The 18,504-nt window shown below is 70.0% G+C and carries 18 protein-coding genes; 8 read left to right on the top strand and 10 right to left on the bottom strand.

Going from position 1 to position 18,504, the window contains the following annotated elements; genetic code table 11:
* Positions 1 to 159: 159 nt before the first annotated feature.
* Positions 160 to 1,638: a hypothetical protein gene (locus tag KEG57_RS22890; RefSeq protein ID WP_272423530.1), complete on the top strand. Its 1,479-nt coding sequence runs from the start codon at positions 160 to 162 to the stop codon at positions 1,636 to 1,638.
* Here the strand turns inward: KEG57_RS22890 and KEG57_RS22895 are convergent.
* Positions 1,635 to 3,002 carry an MFS transporter gene (locus KEG57_RS22895; RefSeq protein WP_272423529.1) on the bottom strand — a complete coding sequence of 456 codons (1,368 nt, stop codon included), beginning with the start codon at positions 3,000 to 3,002 and terminating at the stop codon, positions 1,635 to 1,637. The two genes, KEG57_RS22890 and KEG57_RS22895, sit on opposite strands and share 4 nt — an antisense overlap.
* Positions 3,003 to 3,188: 186 nt before the next feature.
* On the opposite strand from KEG57_RS22895, the gene KEG57_RS22900 reads away from it, so the two are divergent.
* From KEG57_RS22900 to KEG57_RS22910, 3 genes are all read left to right on the top strand, one after another.
* Entirely contained in the window at positions 3,189 to 4,526 is a 1,338-nt protein-coding gene (locus KEG57_RS22900; RefSeq protein ID WP_272423528.1) for a hypothetical protein, read from the top strand.
* 87 nt (positions 4,527 to 4,613) lie between these two features.
* On the top strand, positions 4,614 to 5,687 hold the full coding sequence (locus tag KEG57_RS22905; protein WP_272423527.1) for a hypothetical protein: 1,074 nt from the start codon (positions 4,614 to 4,616) through the stop codon (positions 5,685 to 5,687).
* 128 nt (positions 5,688 to 5,815) lie between these two features.
* Entirely contained in the window at positions 5,816 to 6,829 is a 1,014-nt protein-coding gene (locus tag KEG57_RS22910) for a diacylglycerol/lipid kinase family protein (protein WP_272423526.1), read from the top strand.
* Between the two features lie 3 nt (positions 6,830 to 6,832).
* Here KEG57_RS22910 and KEG57_RS22915 read toward each other — a convergent pair whose 3' ends face one another.
* Both KEG57_RS22915 and KEG57_RS22920 read right to left on the bottom strand, forming a co-directional pair.
* Positions 6,833 to 7,306: a hypothetical protein gene (locus tag KEG57_RS22915; RefSeq protein WP_272423525.1), complete on the bottom strand. Its 474-nt coding sequence runs from the start codon at positions 7,304 to 7,306 to the stop codon at positions 6,833 to 6,835.
* A gap of 165 nt (positions 7,307 to 7,471) precedes the next feature.
* The gene (locus KEG57_RS22920) at positions 7,472 to 8,578 is read right to left on the bottom strand and encodes a hypothetical protein (protein WP_272458799.1); all 1,107 of its coding nucleotides are present in this window, start codon (positions 8,576 to 8,578) and stop codon (positions 7,472 to 7,474) included.
* Between the two features lie 174 nt (positions 8,579 to 8,752).
* Here KEG57_RS22920 and KEG57_RS22925 point away from each other — a divergent pair, with 174 nt between their 5' ends.
* Positions 8,753 to 9,217 carry a YbhB/YbcL family Raf kinase inhibitor-like protein gene (locus tag KEG57_RS22925; protein WP_272423523.1) on the top strand — a complete coding sequence of 155 codons (465 nt, stop codon included), beginning with the start codon at positions 8,753 to 8,755 and terminating at the stop codon, positions 9,215 to 9,217.
* Between the two features lie 17 nt (positions 9,218 to 9,234).
* Here the strand turns inward: KEG57_RS22925 and KEG57_RS22930 are convergent, their stop codons facing one another.
* On the bottom strand, positions 9,235 to 9,606 hold the full coding sequence (locus tag KEG57_RS22930; RefSeq protein WP_272423522.1) for a response regulator: 372 nt from the start codon (positions 9,604 to 9,606) through the stop codon (positions 9,235 to 9,237).
* Between the two features lie 156 nt (positions 9,607 to 9,762).
* On the opposite strand from KEG57_RS22930, the gene KEG57_RS22935 reads away from it, so the two are divergent.
* From KEG57_RS22935 to rpmB, 3 genes are all read left to right on the top strand, one after another.
* Positions 9,763 to 10,095, top strand: a complete 333-nt coding sequence (locus KEG57_RS22935; RefSeq protein WP_272423521.1) for a PH domain-containing protein — start codon at positions 9,763 to 9,765, stop codon at positions 10,093 to 10,095.
* Positions 10,095 to 12,680, top strand: a complete 2,586-nt coding sequence (gene hrpB / locus KEG57_RS22940) for an ATP-dependent helicase HrpB (protein ID WP_272423520.1) — start codon at positions 10,095 to 10,097, stop codon at positions 12,678 to 12,680. Before KEG57_RS22935 ends, hrpB begins: the two co-directional genes overlap by 1 nt.
* A gap of 142 nt (positions 12,681 to 12,822) precedes the next feature.
* Entirely contained in the window at positions 12,823 to 13,047 is a 225-nt protein-coding gene (gene rpmB, locus KEG57_RS22945; protein ID WP_272423519.1) for a 50S ribosomal protein L28, read from the top strand.
* 244 nt (positions 13,048 to 13,291) lie between these two features.
* Here the strand turns inward: rpmB and KEG57_RS22950 are convergent, their stop codons facing one another.
* Genes KEG57_RS22950 through trmD form a run of 6 tightly spaced genes read right to left on the bottom strand, consistent with a single transcriptional unit; the run spans position 13,292 to position 18,494 of the window.
* Positions 13,292 to 14,338, bottom strand: coding sequence for a hypothetical protein (locus KEG57_RS22950; protein WP_272423518.1), 1,047 nt, complete (start codon positions 14,336 to 14,338; stop codon positions 13,292 to 13,294).
* Positions 14,335 to 15,066 (bottom strand): DUF72 domain-containing protein, encoded by a 732-nt coding sequence (locus KEG57_RS22955; protein ID WP_272458800.1) that lies wholly within the window; start codon positions 15,064 to 15,066, stop codon positions 14,335 to 14,337. The genes KEG57_RS22950 and KEG57_RS22955 overlap by 4 nt, the downstream gene beginning before the upstream one ends.
* Before the next feature lie 12 nt (positions 15,067 to 15,078).
* Entirely contained in the window at positions 15,079 to 15,975 is an 897-nt protein-coding gene (locus tag KEG57_RS22960) for a lysophospholipid acyltransferase family protein (RefSeq protein WP_272423516.1), read from the bottom strand.
* A gap of 17 nt (positions 15,976 to 15,992) precedes the next feature.
* Positions 15,993 to 17,147, bottom strand: a complete 1,155-nt coding sequence (gene queG, locus KEG57_RS22965; RefSeq protein WP_272423515.1) for a tRNA epoxyqueuosine(34) reductase QueG — start codon at positions 17,145 to 17,147, stop codon at positions 15,993 to 15,995.
* Positions 17,148 to 17,187: 40 nt separating this feature from the next.
* Entirely contained in the window at positions 17,188 to 17,754 is a 567-nt protein-coding gene (locus KEG57_RS22970) for an RNA methyltransferase (RefSeq protein WP_272423514.1), read from the bottom strand.
* Positions 17,751 to 18,494 (bottom strand): tRNA (guanosine(37)-N1)-methyltransferase TrmD, encoded by a 744-nt coding sequence (gene trmD, locus KEG57_RS22975; protein ID WP_272423512.1) that lies wholly within the window; start codon positions 18,492 to 18,494, stop codon positions 17,751 to 17,753. Before trmD ends, KEG57_RS22970 begins: the two co-directional genes overlap by 4 nt.
* Positions 18,495 to 18,504: the final 10 nt, after the last annotated feature.

Below are 18,504 nucleotides of genomic sequence, written 5' to 3' on the forward strand. Positions count from 1 at the left end.
CGCTCGGAACAAGCCGAGCTACGCCCCCAAACTCCCGGCTCCTCCGCCTTTTCCCCTGCCCAACCGCCGCTGACGTTCCCCGTCCGTTCTCAATGATTTCGCGCCGTTAGGAGATCCCCTGGCAGGCGCCCACCCCGCCGCCGTGCCATCCTTAACGTAATGCATCACACGCTCGTAATTTCCGACATCCACCTCTGCGAAGTGGAGCCGGGGACGGGTCCGTGGATGCGTCATCGGCAGCGAGCTTTCCTGCCGGACGGCGAGATCGCAGGGATGCTGGAAGCGGTCCTCCACGCCGTCCGCGGGCAGCGGATGACGCTCGTGCTGAACGGGGACGTCTTCGACTTCGACGCTCCGCGGGTGATCGACGGTCGCAGCGCCTGCCACGATCTCCCGCGCGACGCCGAGCACGGCGTGCCGGCGATCGCGGCGATCCTGAACGATCACCCGATCGTCCTGGAAGCGCTCGGGCGTGTCCTCGACGAGGGACACGACATCGTGATCGTGTCGGGCAACCACGACGTCCTGCTCACGCTGCCCGAGGTCCGCGCGCACCTCGCGGCGCGCCTCTGCGACGCCGCGTGCGCTTTGCGGGCGCGCGATCGCAGCCCGAGCGCGCGGGCCGCAATCGCGGCGCGGATCCACTTCCGCGCGTGGATGCACGTCACGCCCGATCGTGTCGTCATCGAGCACGGCCACCTCTACGATCCCTACTGCAGCTACCGCTACCCGATGGCCCCGTACGACGACGGCGGGCGCGAGATCGTGGCGACGATGGGCTCGATGGGGACGCGGCTGCTCGTCTCGCGGCTCGGCTACTTCAACCCGCACGACGACAGCTCCGTCATGATGACGAAGCTCGGCTACCTCCTGCACTGGGCGCGCTACTACCTCTTCTCGCGCCGCTGGCTCGCGCTCATCTGGGCGTTCGGCACCGCGCGGATCCTCGCCCGCCTCTGGCGATCACGGCGGCCCTTCTGCCGCGCGCGCTACCGCGGCAACGTGCTCGCCTGCGCCCGCGAGACGGGCGAGCGCGTCGCGGCCGTCGCGCGTCATGCCCGCCTCTTCGAGCCGCCGGCCGAGTCGCGTTTCCTCCGTGTCGTGCGCGAGCTCTGGGTCGATCACGTGTTCGTGATCCTCGTCGGCGCGGCGCTCGGCGCTCTCTTCATCAGCGCCGTGGGCATGCCGCTCGGGCTCCTCGGCGGGATCGTGCCGCTCCTCGTCTTCATGCTCTACGATCGCCTCGTCCCCAAGCCTCCGCTCGCCGAGACGTGGCTGCGCGTCGGCCGCGTGATGCGGAACGTCGCGAAGATCCACGGCGCCCGCGCGGTCGTCTTCGGCCACACGCACAACCCCGAGGGCTCGTGGGAAGGTGACGTGTTCATCGGCAACAGCGGCTCGTGGTCCGCGGCCATGGATGGCCCTGACGGCACCCCGCGCTTCGGCGAACACCCCTTCGTCTGGCTCACGAGCGACGAACAGGGCGCGATCACAGGCGGGCTCTACGCCTGGAAAGACAGCGCGATCGTCCCGCGTGTCGTCCGCGATCCACAGACCGAAGCGCCTCCGCACAGCGAGGCCCTTCTGCGCAGCGCCGAGGCTCCCGAGCTCCCCCGCGACGACGCGCGCGCGGTCTAAGCCGCCGCGGCCTTCGCCGGCTCCTCGTCGGCGCGGTTCGTCGGGACGAACATCGACAGGATCACACCCGGGATCGAGGCCACGAACGCGAGCAGGAAGAACGTCGTGAACCCGACTCTCTGCGCGAGGTGCCCGCTCACCGAGCCTGCGAGCGTCGTGGCCAGCGACATGAGCGCGGTGCCGATCGCGAAGTGCGAGGCCCGGTAGGCGCCCTGGCAGCGCCGCATGATGAAGACCATGAACGCGGCCGATCCCGCGTAGGCCACGAACTGCTCGACGAGCACCACGGCGGTGATTGCCGCGATCCCCGGCCGCGTCCAGGCGAGCCACGCGTAGAGCGGGATCGCCGCGCTCTGGAGGATCGAGATCGGCTTCAGCGTCCGCTCGAGGCCGAGCCGCGAGACCACCATCCCGCCGAGGATCGAGCCCGCGATCGAGGACACCGTGCCCCACGTGCCGCTCACGAACCCGCGCTGCGCGAGGTTCAGGCCGAGATCCTTCAGGAAGGGCGTGTGCATCGCGAACATGAGCGCGTCGCCCGCGCGGAACGTCAGGATGAACGCGAGCACGAGCCCGACCCTGGGCTGACGCAGGAACGTGACGAACGCCTGCAGGTACGAAGCGTCGGCGTTTCGAACCACGCGCGCCTCGACCTCGGCACGCGCGGGCGCCGAGGGACGCGGCAAGAACAACGCATGCCCCACGCCGAGGAGAAGCATCATCGCGCCCGCCGCGAAGAACGCGTAGCGCCACCCCCCCGCGATCCCCGCGAGCACCACGAGCCCGCCCTTCGCGACCAGCATCGCGACCCGGAACGCCGCCACGCGCAGCCCCGAGAACGCCGCTTGCCGCTTCTCGGGCAGCGCGTCGAGGTAGAACCCGTCCACCGAGATGTCCTGCGTCGCGGCGAGCACCGACACGGCGATGAGCCCCCACGTCACCACGAGCAGATCCCCGCGATCGGCCGGCATCGCGAGCGCGAGCACCGCGAGCCCGAGCGCGATCTGGGTCGCGACGACCCAGCCGCGCTTCTTGCCGTACATGTCGACGAGCGGGCTCCAGAGGAACTTCGCGTTCCACGCGAAGCCGAAAAACGCCGTGTATCCGATCGCCTGCAGGCTCGCGCCGAACGCCGTGAAGAGCTCCGCGCTCACCTGATGCACGATCGAGTACGGGAGCCCCTCGCCGAAGTACGTCGTGGCGACCCACGGTGCCGCGCGAAGCGGGCTCTCCGCGACCTTCTCCTCGGCCTCGCGCCGCGGTGCGTCCGGTGCCGCGTTTTTCGGAGGTGCATAGACCTCTTCGAGTGAAGGGCCCTGCGGGGCCGCCTCCGCTCCGGCGGACGCTCGTTCGACGACTGACACGTTGCCGAGTCCCCTACACCAGAAAGTTCCGACGGGCCCACCTTCCGGCCGACGCACCGCGGAAATACAGAGGGCCTCGTCCAGAAGGTAGCGGTTTTCGGCCGTCTCGGTTAGACGTGGAGACGACATGTCGAGGCTCTGCCGGCGCCGCTCTGGGGCCACGGATTCCGTGATGGGGGAATCGCGGTGAACGTCTACACCCGACGCGAGGAGATGCGCTGGACGATCATCGCGCTGACCGTGCTCGTGCTCTCGTTCGGAGGCGCGGTCGTGCGGCTCGTCACGGCCGAAGGACGGCTCATCCCCGACCCCGCGGCGATCGCCGCCGCGAAGGCCGCAGAGACCAAGGCGCAGCAGGCGAAGGCCTGCCAGACCGCCGCCGATCGGCTGAACACGGAGATCCCCGTGTTCAAGGCTTCCGCGAAGGCCGCGCGCCTCGCCGCGACGGCCACGCCGAGCGCCACGCCGCCGCCCACGAAAGGCAAGAAGCCGCCGCCGCCGAAGGAAAAAGAGCCCGACGTCGATCTCGCGTGGCCTTCCGCGCTCCCCGCCTACAAACAGGTAAAACTGCTCGCGCCGTGTCGTCCGCTCGTCGAGGGCGTGACCGGCGCCAAACCCGAGGCGGCGAAGGGCTGGGAAGCGGTCGCGACGGCGGCCGCCGTGACCGTCGGCGAGGACTACAAATCGCAGGTCGAGGCCGCGCGCAAGCTGCTCGCGGCGCTCAGCGAAGCGCCGGTCGACAAGGTGCTCGAGGCGACGAAGGAGGCCGAGGCGACGCTCCAGAAGGCCGCCGACGCCGAGCAGGAGAAGGCGAAAACCGCGCAGGTGCGCGAGCCCTTGCCGAAGGGCCTGCTCCCGCGCGAGCTCGCGGTTGGCCTCGGCGTGCTCATCGGCGTCGTCGCGCTCCTCGCGAGCTTCCTCAGCGTGCGCGCGGCCGCCACACGGCGCCTCTCGACGCTCCTGCCCCTGCGCGAGGCCGCGAAGACGGGGAACTCCGGCATGCAGGCCGCGGCCCTGCTCACGCTCGCCTCGCAGCACAACGGCGGCGAACCCGGCCTCGTCATCGGCGCCGGCGTGGGCGGCCTCATCGCCGCGATCGTGTTCCCGCTCGACGCCGACATCTTCGTCGCGGGCGTCATGGTCGGCCTCCTCCTCGGCCTCGGCTTCCAGTGGACCGTGCGCATGTTCGAGGGCCTCGCGAACTGGCGCACGCGCGCCACCGAGCTCGCGGACATCGAGAAGCCCGCGGTCCCCATCGTGCTCGTCCTCTCGACGGTGCACGTCGGCCGCGAGCCCGAGTTCTGGGCCTTCTTCAGCAAGCTTTCCGCGCAGGAGCAGGCCGCCACGGTCGCGCAGCTCGCCTCGCAGGCCGAGGAGCAGATCCTCGCCGCCGCCGACGCCGGCGCCGCCCAGCCCTACCCGCAGCAGGCCATGCCCCAGGGCTACCCCGGCGGCGGTTTTCCCCCGGGCGGCATGCCTCCTGGTGGCGGTTATCCGCCCGGCGGCGGCTACCCCGGCCGCTGAATCCGCAGAACTTTCTTCACGCGCCTGGCCGTCCGCGTCAATAAAGTGGCCTCTCCGCCGTATTCATGCGAGGAGGCAAAGACCCGGATGCGCTTCTTTTCCCTTTCCTCGAAGAGCCTCTACCGCATCGGCGCGCTCGTCTCGTTCGTCGCAGCGAGCTCCCTCCTCGCGTCCCTGCCTGCGTCGGCGGAGGACGCCGCGCCCAAGCCTGAGGCCCAGGAAGCCAAGAAAGAGGCCGACAACAAGCCCGCGGTCCTCGTCGCGCCCAAGGCCGAGCCGGCCGGTGCGGCGGCCCCGAAGAGCGAAGGAAAGCAGGCGAGCGCGCCCGCGAAGAAGCGCCGGGGCGGCATCCACCCCTGCATGACCCCCGACCCGGGCTTCGGGATCTACGACCGCTGGTCGAACGAGCCCACGATCGGCCAGATGATCGCCCCGAAGAAGGGCGGCATCACGAAGAGCGGCGGCTTCGACCTCATCGTCCACTTCCACGGCCACGAGCCCATCCGCAAGGAGTTCGTCAAGACGGCCAAGGGCTCGGTCCTCGTCGGCATCGACCTCGGCATTGGCTCGGGCGCGTACGCGCAGGGGTTTGCCGCGCCGAACACCTTCACGCAGCTCCTCGCCAGCGTCGAGGCGGCGATGGCGAAGAAGACGGGCAACGCCAAGGCGCACGTCCGCAAGCTCGCGCTCTCGTCCTGGAGCGCGGGCTACGGGGCCATCGAACAGATCCTCCGCCAGCCGTCGGGCAAGCGCGTCGACGCCGTCATCCTGCTCGACTCCTTGCACACGGGCTACATCGACGAGCGCTCGAAGGCCCTGAAGGCGGGGCAGATCGACGTCTTCGTGGATTACGCCAAGCGCGCGGCCAAGAAGCAGGCGTTCATGTTCCTGAGCCACTCGTCGATCATCCCGCCCGGCTACGCGTCGACGACGGAGGTTGCGAGTTACGTCATCGGCGAGCTCAAGGGCAAGCCCAAGAAGGCCAAGCGCGCGGACGTGCTCGGGCTCGACCTCATCCGCCGCTACGACAAGGGCGATTTCCACGTCCGCGGTTACACCGGCGACGACAAGCCCGATCACTGCGCGCACATCGGACTCATGGCCGATATCGTGCGTGTCCATTTGGAGGCCCGCTGGAAAACGCCCCGCGGGAAGTCGTGATCGAACGCTTCGAACGACGCGCGTAATCGAGTCGCCACCTCCGCGAAGGCCATTTCGCAGGTGTTTCATTGCGTTTCGCTGTCGCGAAGTTCTTGACGTTTCGACGCAATCCCGTAACGGATGATCACATGGGTGGCATTGGCGTCGTTCTCAATCCTCGCTCCCGACAGAACCGTCGCGACCCGGCCGCGGCCTCGCGGCTGGCACGGACCCTCGGCGACCGAGGCGTCGTTCGCACCGCGCGGACGCGAGAGGACCTCGCTCGAATCGCGGAGGATTTCCGAAAACTCAAGATCGACGTGCTCGGCATCTCCGGCGGAGACGGCACGAATCACATCACCCTGACCGGATTCCTCGAGGTCTACAGCGACGAGCCGCTCCCGCCGATCGCGTTCCTGCGCGGCGGCACGATGAACACGGTCGCGAACGCCGTGGGCGTGCCCCGCGGCAAGCCCGACGGCCTGCTCGCCGCGCTGATCGCCCGCTACAACGAGCGCGGAAAAGGCTCGCTCCAGGTGGTCGAGCGCAGCACGATGCGAATCAATGACCATTACGGGTTCATTTTCGGCACGGGCGCGATCCACGGATACATGGCCGAGTACTACCGGCACCCCGAGCCGAACCCCGTCCACGCAGCGAGCACGCTCTACGAGGCCAGCAAGAACGTCCTGCTCGGGCTCAAGACGCCGGTCGCCGAGCGCTGGGAAGGCTCGGTCGAGCTCTCCGGCGGCGTGCGTTTGCCCATGCGGGACTACCTCTGCATCGCCGCGGGCACGGTCGACCAGATTGGCCTCGGTTTCCGGCCTTTCTATCGCTCGGGCCACGTCCCCGGCCGCTTCCACATTCTCGGCATCCACACGACCGCGCTCGGGTTCGTCAAGAAGCTCCCGGACATCTGGCAAGCACGCCCGATGGGCGAGGAGCACACGTACGACCACCTCGCCGAGCACGCGATCCTGGAAGCTCGCTCGGGCGTGGTGCGGTACGTGCTCGACGGCGACCTGCACGAGCAGCACGGGCCGCTCGAGATGCGCGTGGGGCCGCGCGTCCAGATTGTCGTGGCACACAAGGCGGGCATTCGGCCGCCGGGCGGGAGCACCTTTGCGTTCCCCCCGCCCTGGATCCAGCCGGGCAATTCGTGACGCTCACGCCTCCGGCATCTCGGAGGCGTCGAGCCGTACCGTGACGAACGTCCCGTAGCTCATCACCGTCAGCGACTCGTGGTCGACGATCATCACGCGCACGCAACGCGCGGGCGCGGCGGTGCGGAGATCCTCGTACGGATCGAACGGAGCGTCCTCCGCGGGAGGGAGCGCCGATCGCAGGAAAGCGTGGACTTTGTCGCGGTGCCCGATGAGCACGCACGTGCCCACGGGCTCGTCGTCCTGGAAAAACAGCTCGTGCGCGGAGACGTCGACCACGAGCACGGCCACGTCCACGACGTCGATCCCGCTCGTCACGCAGATCTGCTCGATCCGCGAGCAGACCGCGTTTTCCACGCTCCGAAAAAGGGCGATGCGACGGCGTTGCCCCTCCGTCAGCGAGGCTTCGGCGAGGAAATTCGACAGGCTCGCCGGGATCTCCGATCCCGCGGTGTCCTTGTTCTTGGCGTCCCCCATGCTGTACCGCGAGGACCCCGCCTTCGGACGGGCCCGCCGCGCCTCCTCACAGGGGTTTTATGCACGAGCGTCGCCAACGCCCCCTTCCGCCAAAAAGGAACGTGCAGGGCGGGAACGTCGCAGAGCGGTCGGGATCGCCCGCTCCACGTGCTCCCGTCTTGCCCGTCAGGGTGCGGCCCCGAGCGCGGCCTTCGTCTCCGTTTGGATCACGAGCTGCTGACCCGCCGGCTGATTCGGCGATTTCAGGAGCGACTGCATCACGAGCGCGATCTGCCCCCGCTCGGGCATGAACCGGCTGTCGCCCACCTCGAGTTCGCCCTTGCCCCGCGACTCGTAGCGCTCGAGCGAGACGGGCACGTCCTTCGGCAAGCCGGGCAGGCCGAGCGTCGTGTTCGTCGCGTATTGCCGGACCTCGAGCGACAGCGTCGCCCGCTTGCCGTCGAGCTTCTCCACCTTCGCCACGCGGTACCGCAGGACATCCACGCCCGACGAGCGCGCCCGGTCGGTCACCATCCAGTACGCGCCGACACCGACCGGTTTGTCCGGCAAGGGCACCGTCGACGCGAGCACGGCGTCGATCAGCGAACCCGTCATGAGCTCGATGCCCGGGTTCGAGTCCTTCGGGTACTCGACCACGAGATCCGTGGCGATCCCGGAAGGCTGCAGGCGATAGCGGATCACGCTGTCCTTCAGATTCTTCAGCTCGGCCGGCACGTCACCGCGGATCGCGCGGACCGACGCGAGCTTCACGACCACGGGTTGTCCCGCCGGGGCCGCTTCGGCTGCTTTGTCGGTCTTCTTCTTGTCGTCCTTCGCCTTGTCGGCCTTGAACGCGATCTCGACGACGAGCGGCGGCAGCCCTTGTTGCGCCGCGCGCACCTGGAGCAGGAGCGTCGTCTTGCGCTCGTCGCCGCCTGCGAACGCGTACGAGAGCGGGACCTTCGGATCACTGCCGTCGCCGAAGAGCTCGATCTTGGGCGCGGCCGTGGGCGCGTGGGCGGCGTCGGCCGCGGCGGGCTCGAAGATGCCGGTCTCGGGCGGGCCTCCTGCGGCGCCGTCCTTCGGGCCAGCGGACTGCGCGGGCGGCGCCTGGGCTGCGGCGGCGAGGGCCTCGCCGAGCTTGCCGCCGACGACGGGCCCGGTCTGGGCATCCGCGCCCGCGTCGGCGATGGGCGCCGCGGGCTTCTTCTCTTCCTGACAGCCGATCGTGGAGACCACGAGGCCGAGCGCGATCATGCTCGCGCATCGGGCTACGTTCGCGCGTAGAGCCATGGCGCACGATGTATCTCGTTTTCGCGAGGGTGTCAGGTCCGACCGGGCCGAACCGGTGGGGGGATCCGGGCGGCGCCCCCAAGCGTCCACCGGGGGATGGAAGGGCGACGCTGTGGGCCGCAGATGCTCCTTGCGCCGCGGGTGAAACGAAGACAGGCGCGCCGAGGAGGGAGCATGCTGACGATCACGTCTGCCGCGTTCGGGCCGAACGGCCACATCCCGAAGGAGCACACCTGCGAGGGCGACGATCGATCCCCGCCGCTCGCGTTTTCGTCGGTCCCGCCGGGCACGCAGAGCCTGGCGCTCATCGTGGACGATCCGGACGCGCCGGATCCACGCGCGCCGAAGCGGACGTGGGTGCACTGGGTCGTCTACAACCTCCCGCCGACCACGACGGGCCTATCCGCGGGCGCTTCGCTGCCTACGGGCGCGCACATGGGGAAAAACGACTGGGGCCGCGACGCGTACGGCGGCCCGTGTCCGCCGATCGGGCGGCACCGGTATTTCCACAAGCTCTACGCGCTCGACATGATCTTGCCGGACCTCGGGACGCCGACGAAGGCCGAGCTCGAGCGTGCGATGGAAGGGCACGTGCTCGAGCACGCGGAGCTCGTGGGCACGTACGAAAAAACCGCCTGATCAGCGGCTCGTTCGCGTCACTTGCGGCTGGCCGCGATGGCCTGGATGTCCTTCAGGAGCTCGAGCGGCCGGAAGGGCTTGGCGTAGAACGCGGTTGCGCCGGCGTCGCGCACGCGCGCGCGGGACTCCGGGTCGTCCATCGCGCTGATCACGAAGATCGGCAGATCCTTCGTCGCCTCGTGAGCGCGTAGGCGCGCGCAGACTTCGAAGCCGTCGAGCGCGCCGGGGAGCATGAGGTCGAGCAGCAGGATGTCGAACCGCTCGGTCGAGGCGAGCTCCACGGCTTTCGCTCCCGTGGCGACGCCCACCACCTCGTGACCGCTCGAACCGACCAGCGTCTCGATCATCCGGCGGATGGCGTCCTGATCTTCGCAGACGAGCACTCGCATGATTTCACTCGCTCCGGCCCCGAAGGGTCCGTTCGTCCCTTCTACATCGAGACCCGGGTGCGGGCCAGATCGAGCCGCTCCGATCGCCGCACCACCTCCCCCGCGCGAGGGGCGGGGGGTATTGTCTCCAGGGTCACCTGCCCCCAGGTCCCGCTCATGGCTGTCCTGTACGAAGACAAGCACGTCGTTTGCGACGAGGATGCCCTCACCATCAAGCGATACTACTTCCCGCTCGGCAAGAAGCGGATCCCGTATGCCGACATCCGGCGCGTGGACGAGAAGCGGATGGGCCTGCTCACGGGCGAGCTGCGCATCTGGGGCATGGGCCTCACGCCCATCTGGTTCCACCTCGACATGGCTCGGCCCGGCAAGGATCGATGCATCGTGATTGACCGGGGCGGATTCGTGAAGATCGCGCTCACGCCGGACGATCACGAGACCGTTCTCGCCCTGCTGCGTGAGCGTACCGGGCGATCGCAGGCTGCGTGATGACCTTACCGATCGAGCCGTCGCTCCCCGAGATCTGTACAGCGATCGCCGAACGTCGCCGGCTGGTGCTGGAGGCGCCTCCGGGCGCGGGCAAGACGACCCGCGTGCCACGCGCGCTGTTCGAAGCCGGGCTCGCGGGTGCGGGGGAGATCTTGGTGCTCGAACCGAGGCGCCTCGCCGCGCGGATGGCAGCGAGGCGTGTGGCCGAGGAGATGGGCCAGAAGCTCGGCGAGACCGTCGGCTGCACGATGCGCTTCGAGGATGTGTCGAGCTCCGCGACGCGCATCCGCTTCGTCACCGAGGGCGTGCTCACGCGCAGGCTCGTGCGAGATCCGGCGCTCGAAGGCGTCTCGGTCGTCGTCCTCGACGAGTTCCACGAGCGGCACGTGCACGCGGACGTCGCGCTCGCGCTCCTCGCGCGCCTCACGCGCGAGCGCCGCAAGGATCTCGGCCTCGTCGTCATGTCGGCGACGCTCGAAGCGGATCCGATCGCGGCGTGGCTCGACGCGCCGATCGTACGGTCGATGGGCCGGATGTACGACGTCGCGATCGAGCACCTCGAACGTTCGGACGATCGTCCGCTCGAAGCGCAGGTCGCCTCCGCGGTGCGGCGTCTCGTGCGCGAGGGGCTCGACGGCGACGTGCTCGTGTTCTTGCCGGGCGCCGCGGAGATCCGTCGCGCCGGCGAGGCGCTGCGGCCAATCGCGGACGCGGAGCAACTGCTCGTCTTGCCGCTGCACGGGATGCTCACGCCGGCCGAGCAGGATCGCGCGGTGCGTCCGGCCGATCGCCGCAAGATCATCCTCTCGACGAACGTGGCCGAGTCGAGCGTGACGATCGACGGTGTCGTCGCGGTGATCGACAGTGGACTTGCGCGGGTCGCGTCGTATGCGCCGTGGTCGGGCCTGCCGACGCTCAAGGTCGCGAAGATCGCGCGAGCCTCGGCGGCACAACGCGCGGGTCGCGCGGGACGCACACGACCGGGCCGAGCTTTGCGTCTCTTCACGCGCGGCGATCTGCTCGCGCGCCCCGAGCACGACGCGCCCGAGATCCTGCGCGTGGATCTCGCCGAGACCGTGCTCGAGCTCTGCGCCTCGGGCGTGGGTCCGCTCGAAGAGCTGCCCTTCCTGGATCCACCGCCACGCGCCGCCGTCACCGCCGCCGAAGAGCTCTTGCGACGAATCGGCGCGATCGACGAGGCGCGCCGCGTGACGCCCCTCGGCCGGCGCATGCTTCGGTTCCCTGCGCATCCGCGGCAGGCGCGGCTCATCGTGGAGGCCGAGGCGCGTGGCGTCGCCGAGGAAGGGTGCGTGCTCGCGGCGCTGCTCGGCGAGCGCGAGGTGAGCGTCTCGGGCGCGTCTTCGCGTCGCGGTGGCGGGCGCGTCGAGGAGCACCGATCGGATCTGCTCCATGCGCTCGATCAACTGGAGATGGCCGAGCTCGAAGGGCACGCGCCGGATCGACTTCGCGCGCTCGGCCTGGATCCGACGCGTGTCTTCGCCGTCGATCGCGCCGTGAAGCAGCTCGCGCGCCTCGTCGATCATCGCAAGGCTCTGCGCCCTGCGAGCGCGCTCGATCGCGAACGCGCTCTCCTGCTCGCGACACTCGCGGGTTACCCCGATCGCGTGGGCCGCATGCGCAGACCGGAAACCGCGACGGGACGGAGTGGCCGCGAGATCGTGTTCGCCACGGGAGGCTCGGCGGTGCTCGCCGAGTCGAGCGTGCTCGGCGCGGAGGAGTACGTGGTCGCCGTCGACGTCGAGGAACGAACGGAGGGCACGAAGGGCCGCGTCGTCGTGCGCGCTGCGAGCGCGGTGGAGGCCGACTGGCTCCTCGACCTGTTCACCGACGCGATCACGGACACGACCGACGTGCGATGGAACGCGGCGCAGGAGCGCGTGGAGGTCACGCGACGTCTCGCGTACGAGGGCCTCGTGCTGGAGGAGTCGCGCGTCGCGGCCACGGATCCCGCCTCGATCGAGCGCATCGGCCAGGCCCTCGCGGAGGCGGCCTGCGCTCGCGGATACCGCACGTTCGTCCGCGGCGATGGCCTCGATACATGGCTCGCGCGTGTCGCGTTCGTCCGGACGCACTGCCCCGAAGCCGGCCTGCCCGTGCTCGACGAGCCCGCGATCGTGGGGACGCTCCGCGCGCTCTGCATGGGCCGGCAGAGCTTTGCGGAGCTGCGAGAGGCCGATCTCGGCGCGGCGCTCGGCGAGCGCCTCACCGCGGAGCAAGCGCGGCGCGTGGCCGAGTGGGCGCCCGAGACGATGCAGCTACCGGGCGGACGAAGGCTGCGGCTCGAATATGGCCCCGACGGCACGGTCTCGGCGGCCTCGCGCCTGCAGGACTTTTTCGGTTTGGCGGAGGGCCCTCGCGTGGCGCGGGGACGGGTGCCGGTCGTGCTCCACCTCTGCGCGCCGAACCAGCGCCCGGTCCAGGTGACGACCGACCTCGCCGGCTTCTGGGAGCGGCACTACCCGGCCATCGCGCGCGAGCTCAGGCGCCGCTACCCGAAACACGCCTGGCCGGACGATCCCCGCCATGCGACGCCGCCGCTCCCCAAGGGAATGCGCCCTTCCTGAAGCGTTCGCCGTGGCCGGCCCGCACGTTCGAGATGGAAACACTGCACTCGTGCTTGACATGCCCGGCCTCTTCCGCCACTTTCCGCAGCCCCGAGCGACGGGTCCCGCGCGAGACGCGCGCGAAATGCCTGCTGAGGACGTCATGGCGAAGAGCGACATCACTGGGAAACGGAAGCTTCTGGCGCAGAACGTCTCCCACTCGAACATCAAGACCAAGCGCTGGCAGAACGTGAACATCCAGACCCGCAGGCTCTGGGTTCCGGAGCTCAAGCGCTACGTCACGCTGAGCCTCACCACGCGCGACATCCGCAGCATCGACAAGCTCGGCGTCGTCGCGTACGCGAAGCGGTACGGCATCACGCTCTAGGCCGCTGGCCTGGGCTCGTCGCCGCGCCTCGCGGAACAGCGCGCCTCCATTCGGGGGCGCGCCTGCTTTTTGTCTGCTCATCCATCGACCGCACCGCGGTCGATGGATGAGGTCCAGGGCTTGCCCTGGTGCGGGTCGAGGGGCGGACAGGCCCGGGGTTTGGGGCGTAGCTCGGCTTGCCGAGCGTAGCCCCATCGTTGACCAGACGGGCCCGGGGTGAAACCCCGGCGCTACGCTTACCTGCTCAGGGTTCGTCGGATCGCGCGGCCCCGTCTCCGGTCGAGACCAGGAACCGCGCGTCGCGCGCATCCCGCAGGAGCGCCATCGCTGTGAATGCGCCCGCTTGCTCGCGCAGATCTGCGACGGCCGTCTCCGCTGGCCAGCCTTCTGCGAGCGGCCGCAGCGCTGCGACGTCGACGCCCGCCTTCCCGAGCAGCGCGACCGCCGCGTAAAACCCGGCCTTGCTCACGATCCCGAGCGGCGCTGGCATGTCGAGCGGCGCGCCTGGCGATGTCCGTGGAACGCCGCGCCGCACTGGCTGCGCATGCCGGCCGAGCACGAGCTCGAGCTCTGGCACGAGCACGCCCTGCTCGCGCCGCGTCGGCACGAAAACTAGCGCTGCGACGAGGCCTCGACCGTCGCACGCGAGGATCGCGTCGGCCACGGGTAGCCGACCGAGCGGCGCATCCCAGGGCACGCTGAGCGCTGTCACGTCCGATCCGAGCGACGTCGACCGGGCCGGCACGTCTTCCGGCATCGCGCTCTCCAGATCTTCGGCCGTCAGGATGCCGCCCGCCACGGGCCCTCCCGCCGCGAGAAGCGCGCTCACTGCCTCCTCGGAGGCGAGCGCGAGGGGCCCTGCTGCTCCCACGCGCTTGAGCAGCGCTGCGCGTTTCGTCGCGCCTGCGGCCTCCGCCGCCGTGACGCCGGCCCGCGCGAGCCCCCCGAGCCCCGATCGACCTCGCGCCGCATGCAGGATCGCGACGAGCCCGAGCGATCGCGGCACGGCCACGTACGCGCCCGTCGGGATCTCTTTTTCGGTCTTCCACCCGCGCGGGCGAGCGGCGCCTTTTCCCGGCTGAAGCGAGCGTCCGTCGATCACGCGCGCCCCGGCGCCTCCGCCCGCCACGATCGCCACGACGGGCGAGAGGAGCACGGAGGCATCCTGACCTGCTGCTGCGAAAAACCCTGCGATGACCGCGTCGGCGGCGCTGCCACCTGCGTCGAGCACGGCCTGGGCCGGGCCCTGCGTGGTCGCCGAGCGTGCGAGTGCGAGAGCGCCGCGGATCACTGCTCCTCGTCCTCCGCGATGAGCGGACGCACGATCGGCGCGACCGGCGCCGCGATCGATCCCGCTTCCGGCGCGCGGCCTGCTCGCGCGAGCGCGGCGACGAGCGTCGTCTTCGCGCGGATGGCCGCCGCGCGCGTTCCTTCGACCACCAAGAAAATGTCCCGACGCTCGCCGAGCCTCTTCGCCACGCGATCGAGCGCGGCGGCCGAGAGCATGGCTTGCGCGCCGAGCGATCGGAGGCGCGTGTAGACCACGGAGCCGCGCGGCAGATCGTCACGCGCAGCATCGAAAACGGGCAGCACGCCGGCGGCGCGTGCCGTGTCGATCACGTCTTCACGCTCCCACATGCCACGCGGCTCCCAGAAGCGGAGCGCGCCTTCAGCCGGGATGCGCTCGAAGAGCGCGGCGATGCGCTTCCTGTTCGCGGCGGTCGGTCGGATCTCGGTCGACGTCGAGAGCACGATGCAGCGCGCTTCGAGCGTCGTCGCGACCTCGAGCGAGGTAGCGAGCGCGTCGTCGAGCTCCTTGCCGGGGACGAGCTCGGCCACGACGCGCGGCAAGACCACGCTGAACACGAACGCGGGCGGCGCCGTTTTGCGCCACTTTCGCAAGCCGGACGCGCCGGGCAGCGACGTGTCGATCGGGCGGATCTCCACCAGATCGAGCTGATCCTTGTACTTCTTAATGTCGCCCTGGAGCGCGTGCACGCCCACGTGGAGTCTTGCCATGGCGGGGTCTCTTTACTCGAAGTGGAACCACTGCGTGGGGTTCTCGCGCAAAAAGCTTTCCATCGCGGCGGCGACGCGCCGCGCGGCGAGGGAGAGCTCGTCCTCGCTGGGCCGGCGCGGCAGCGAGATCGGCGGACAGCTCCGCACCTCGTAGCGCATGTAACCCAGCCGCCGCGTGAAGACGGGCACGATCGGCGCCCCGCTCAAGGCGGCGAGCGAGAGCGGGCCCTCGGGAACGACGAACGGCTCGCCGAAGAGCGTGACTTCGCGCCCGCGCATACCCTTCGGGAGCCTGTCGATCTGGACCGCCACGACGCCGCCGCGCCGCAGGTGCGAGAGCAGCGGCAGCGCGTCGAGCGGGCTCGTCCCCACGTGCACGATCCTCACACCGGCCTTGTCGCGCGCGTCGTCCGTGAGCGCCTCCGCGCGCTCGTCGCGCTCGTGCGCCATCACCACGACGACGTCGGCCGTGTGCACGCTGCGCAGGATCGGGCCCGCGGCTTGCCAGCCGCCCGTGTGCGCCGTCGCGATGATCACGCCGCGCCCCTCGGACGTGGCGCGCACGTAGTTCTCGTCCGACGCGCAGAGCCCCACGAGGCGCTCGGGACGCTCGCGCCCCACGAGAAACGCCTCCGTCAAACAGCTCGCGAAGCTCGCGAAGACGCGGGCGACGTCGACGTTCTCGACGAGCACGTTCCGCTTCCCGAGCGCGCGCCGGAGGTTTTTCCGGACCGCACGCCGCTGACGCCCGAGCGCGATCCCGAAGGCGAGCCCGATCAGCGGCGGCGCGTACCGCACGAAGGGACGCGGGCCGTGCGTCACGCCTGCGTCGAGCGCGCGACGCCAGAGCACCGAGTCGTGCCGGCGCAGATCGTCGATTAGCTTGCCGAGGTCGTCACCGATCCCCACGGGGCCCACCTAGCGGCTCAGCGGCGCGGCGCAAAGGGCGGCGCGTCGGGATCGACGACGCCCTCGTCGTGGCCGCTGGATCCAGGCTCCGGGAGAACCTTCCCGATCCGCAAAAGCCCCCACACACCGACCTCGCGCGCCGCCGCGTCGTCATGCGCTGCGGCCCGCTCCAAGGTCCTCCGGTCGTCCTCTGCGCTCGGCCCCTCGGGATCCCGCGCGAGCCTGTTCGCCGCGACGATCGCCGCGTTCCGCGCGAGCCCTCCGCGACGCGCCCGCCGAAGCGGCGTCCCCTGGATCGTCTCGGGGAACGCTTCCTCCTCGATCGATGCGAGATCCGAGAGCCGCGTCTCGGACCAGCGCGGCAGCGGATGAAACTGCTGCGTGCGCGTGTCGGGCGGCGGCGCCGTGCGGTTGTAGGGACAAACCTCCTGGCAAACGTCGCAACCGAAGAGGTGCTCCCCGATCCTCGCGCGGAGCTCCTCGGGCGGCGCCTCGTATTGCTCGATCGTGAGGTACGAGATGCACCGACGCGCATCGAGCACGAACGGCTTGGGAAACGCGCCCGTCGGGCATGCATCCAGGCAACGCGTGCACGCTCCGCAACGCTCGTGCATCGGCACGCCCGGCGTGAGCACGAGCGTCGTGACGACCTCGCCGAGCATGACGAAGCTCCCCTGCCCCGGGACGATCACGAGCCCGTTTTTTCCGACGAACCCGATCCCTGCGCGCGCGGCCCACGCGCGCTCCATCACCGGCTCGATGTCGCAAAGCGGACGCGCGTCGATGCCAGGCCCGAGCTCGCGGATGAACTCGGCGAGCCGGCGCAGCTTCTTGCGAAGAAACAGGTGATAGTCCTGCCCACGCGCGTAGCGGGCGATCCCGCGCGCGACCTCTGGATCATGCGCCTCGGCTTCGGCCGAGCGGGCGTAACGGCGACCGACACAGACGACGCTCCGCGCGCCCGGGAGGATCGCTTCCGTGTCGAGCCTTCGCCGCGCCTCGACGTGCTCTTCGAGGTAGCGCATCGTGCCGTGCATCCCGGCCTCGATGAACGCGCGGTAGCGATCGTGCTCGACGTCGAGCGGCTCATCGGCGCGCGCCACGCCGACCACGTCGAAGCCGAGCTCGAAGGCTCGCTCCCGGATCCGCTGATCGACGTCGCTCGCGGACATCCGCCCTGCCTCCCCGCGCGCCGCCCGCGCCGCGATCGAGCTACCCGAACAGCCGATCGAGCACGATCGCGCACGCCGCGCGCACGCTCAGGTGATTGTAGCCCGTGTCCTTCGCCGCGTGGATCGGCGCGAGGCGAACGTCAGCCGACGCGACGAGCTCACCCGCGAGGCCCCACCCCGTCCCGAACGTGATCAGCACGGGTTTGTCCGCTTGCGAGAGACGCGCACGCCCGTCGGGATAGTTCGTCACGGGCCCACGTTTCGCCGAGGCCGCCGTCGTCCAGAGCTCGATCCCCGCGCGCCCCACGCCCGGCGCGAGCGAGGTGTACACGTCTTCCAAGCTCGGCACGATCCGCAGCACGTCGAGCGCATCCGCGCGATCGGGGATGCGCTTCTTCCCCGAGCCGTTCACCCAGTGATCGCGGATGCGCTCGGCGAGAAGCCGCTGCGCCGCGACCGGGTGCACGACGTACAGCTCAAGCACGCCGAACGTGCGCGCGCTCCGGGCCATGTCGTGCAGGTCCAAATTCGTGATCGCGGTCGTCACGATCTCCCCGCCGCGATCGAGCACGGGGTGATGAACCAGAGCGAGCGCGACCTTCGTCACGACGAACTCCGCTCGGCGCGCAGGCGCTTCGCCCGCTCCAGGAGATCGGGCCTGCGCGCCGCTGTGCGCGCCTCGGCCTGCTCGCGCCGGAAGGCCGCGATCGCCGCGTGGTTACCGCCTTTCAACACCTCGGGCACCTTCATCCCGCGAAACTCCTCGGGTCGCGTGTAGTGGGGATACTCGAGCAGCCCGTCCATCGTGGTGCTGTGTGACTCGTGCATCGCCGAGTCCGCGCTGCCGAGCACGCCGGGCAAGAGCCGCGAGCAAGCGTCGACGATCGCCATCGCCGCCACCTCGCCGCCCGCGAGCACGAAGTCGCCGAGCGAGATCTCCTCGTCGACGAACGCGTGCACCCGATCGTCGAAGCCCTCGTAACGGCCACATACGAGCGTGATCCACGGAAGCGCAGCGAGCGCCTCGACCTTGCGCTGATCGAGCACGCTCCCTTGCGGCGAGAGCAACACACGATGCGAGCGCGTGGCGTCCGCGCCCTCGCGTCCCTCGCGCGCCTTCTGCTCGAGGGCCTCGATGCACTCCACCACGACGTCGACGCGGATCACCATGCCCGAGCCGCCGCCGTACGGCGTGTCGTCGACGCTGCGATGGCGACCGAGCCCGTGCTCGCGCAAGTTCGCACAACGCACGTCGAGCGCGCCTGCGCGCGCTGCGCGGCCGACCATCCCTGTCGACAGGAATGGCTCGAACATCTCGGGGAAGAGGGTGACGATGTCGACACGCATGCGCGCGCCT

It is taken from the genome of Polyangium jinanense, assembly GCF_028435365.1.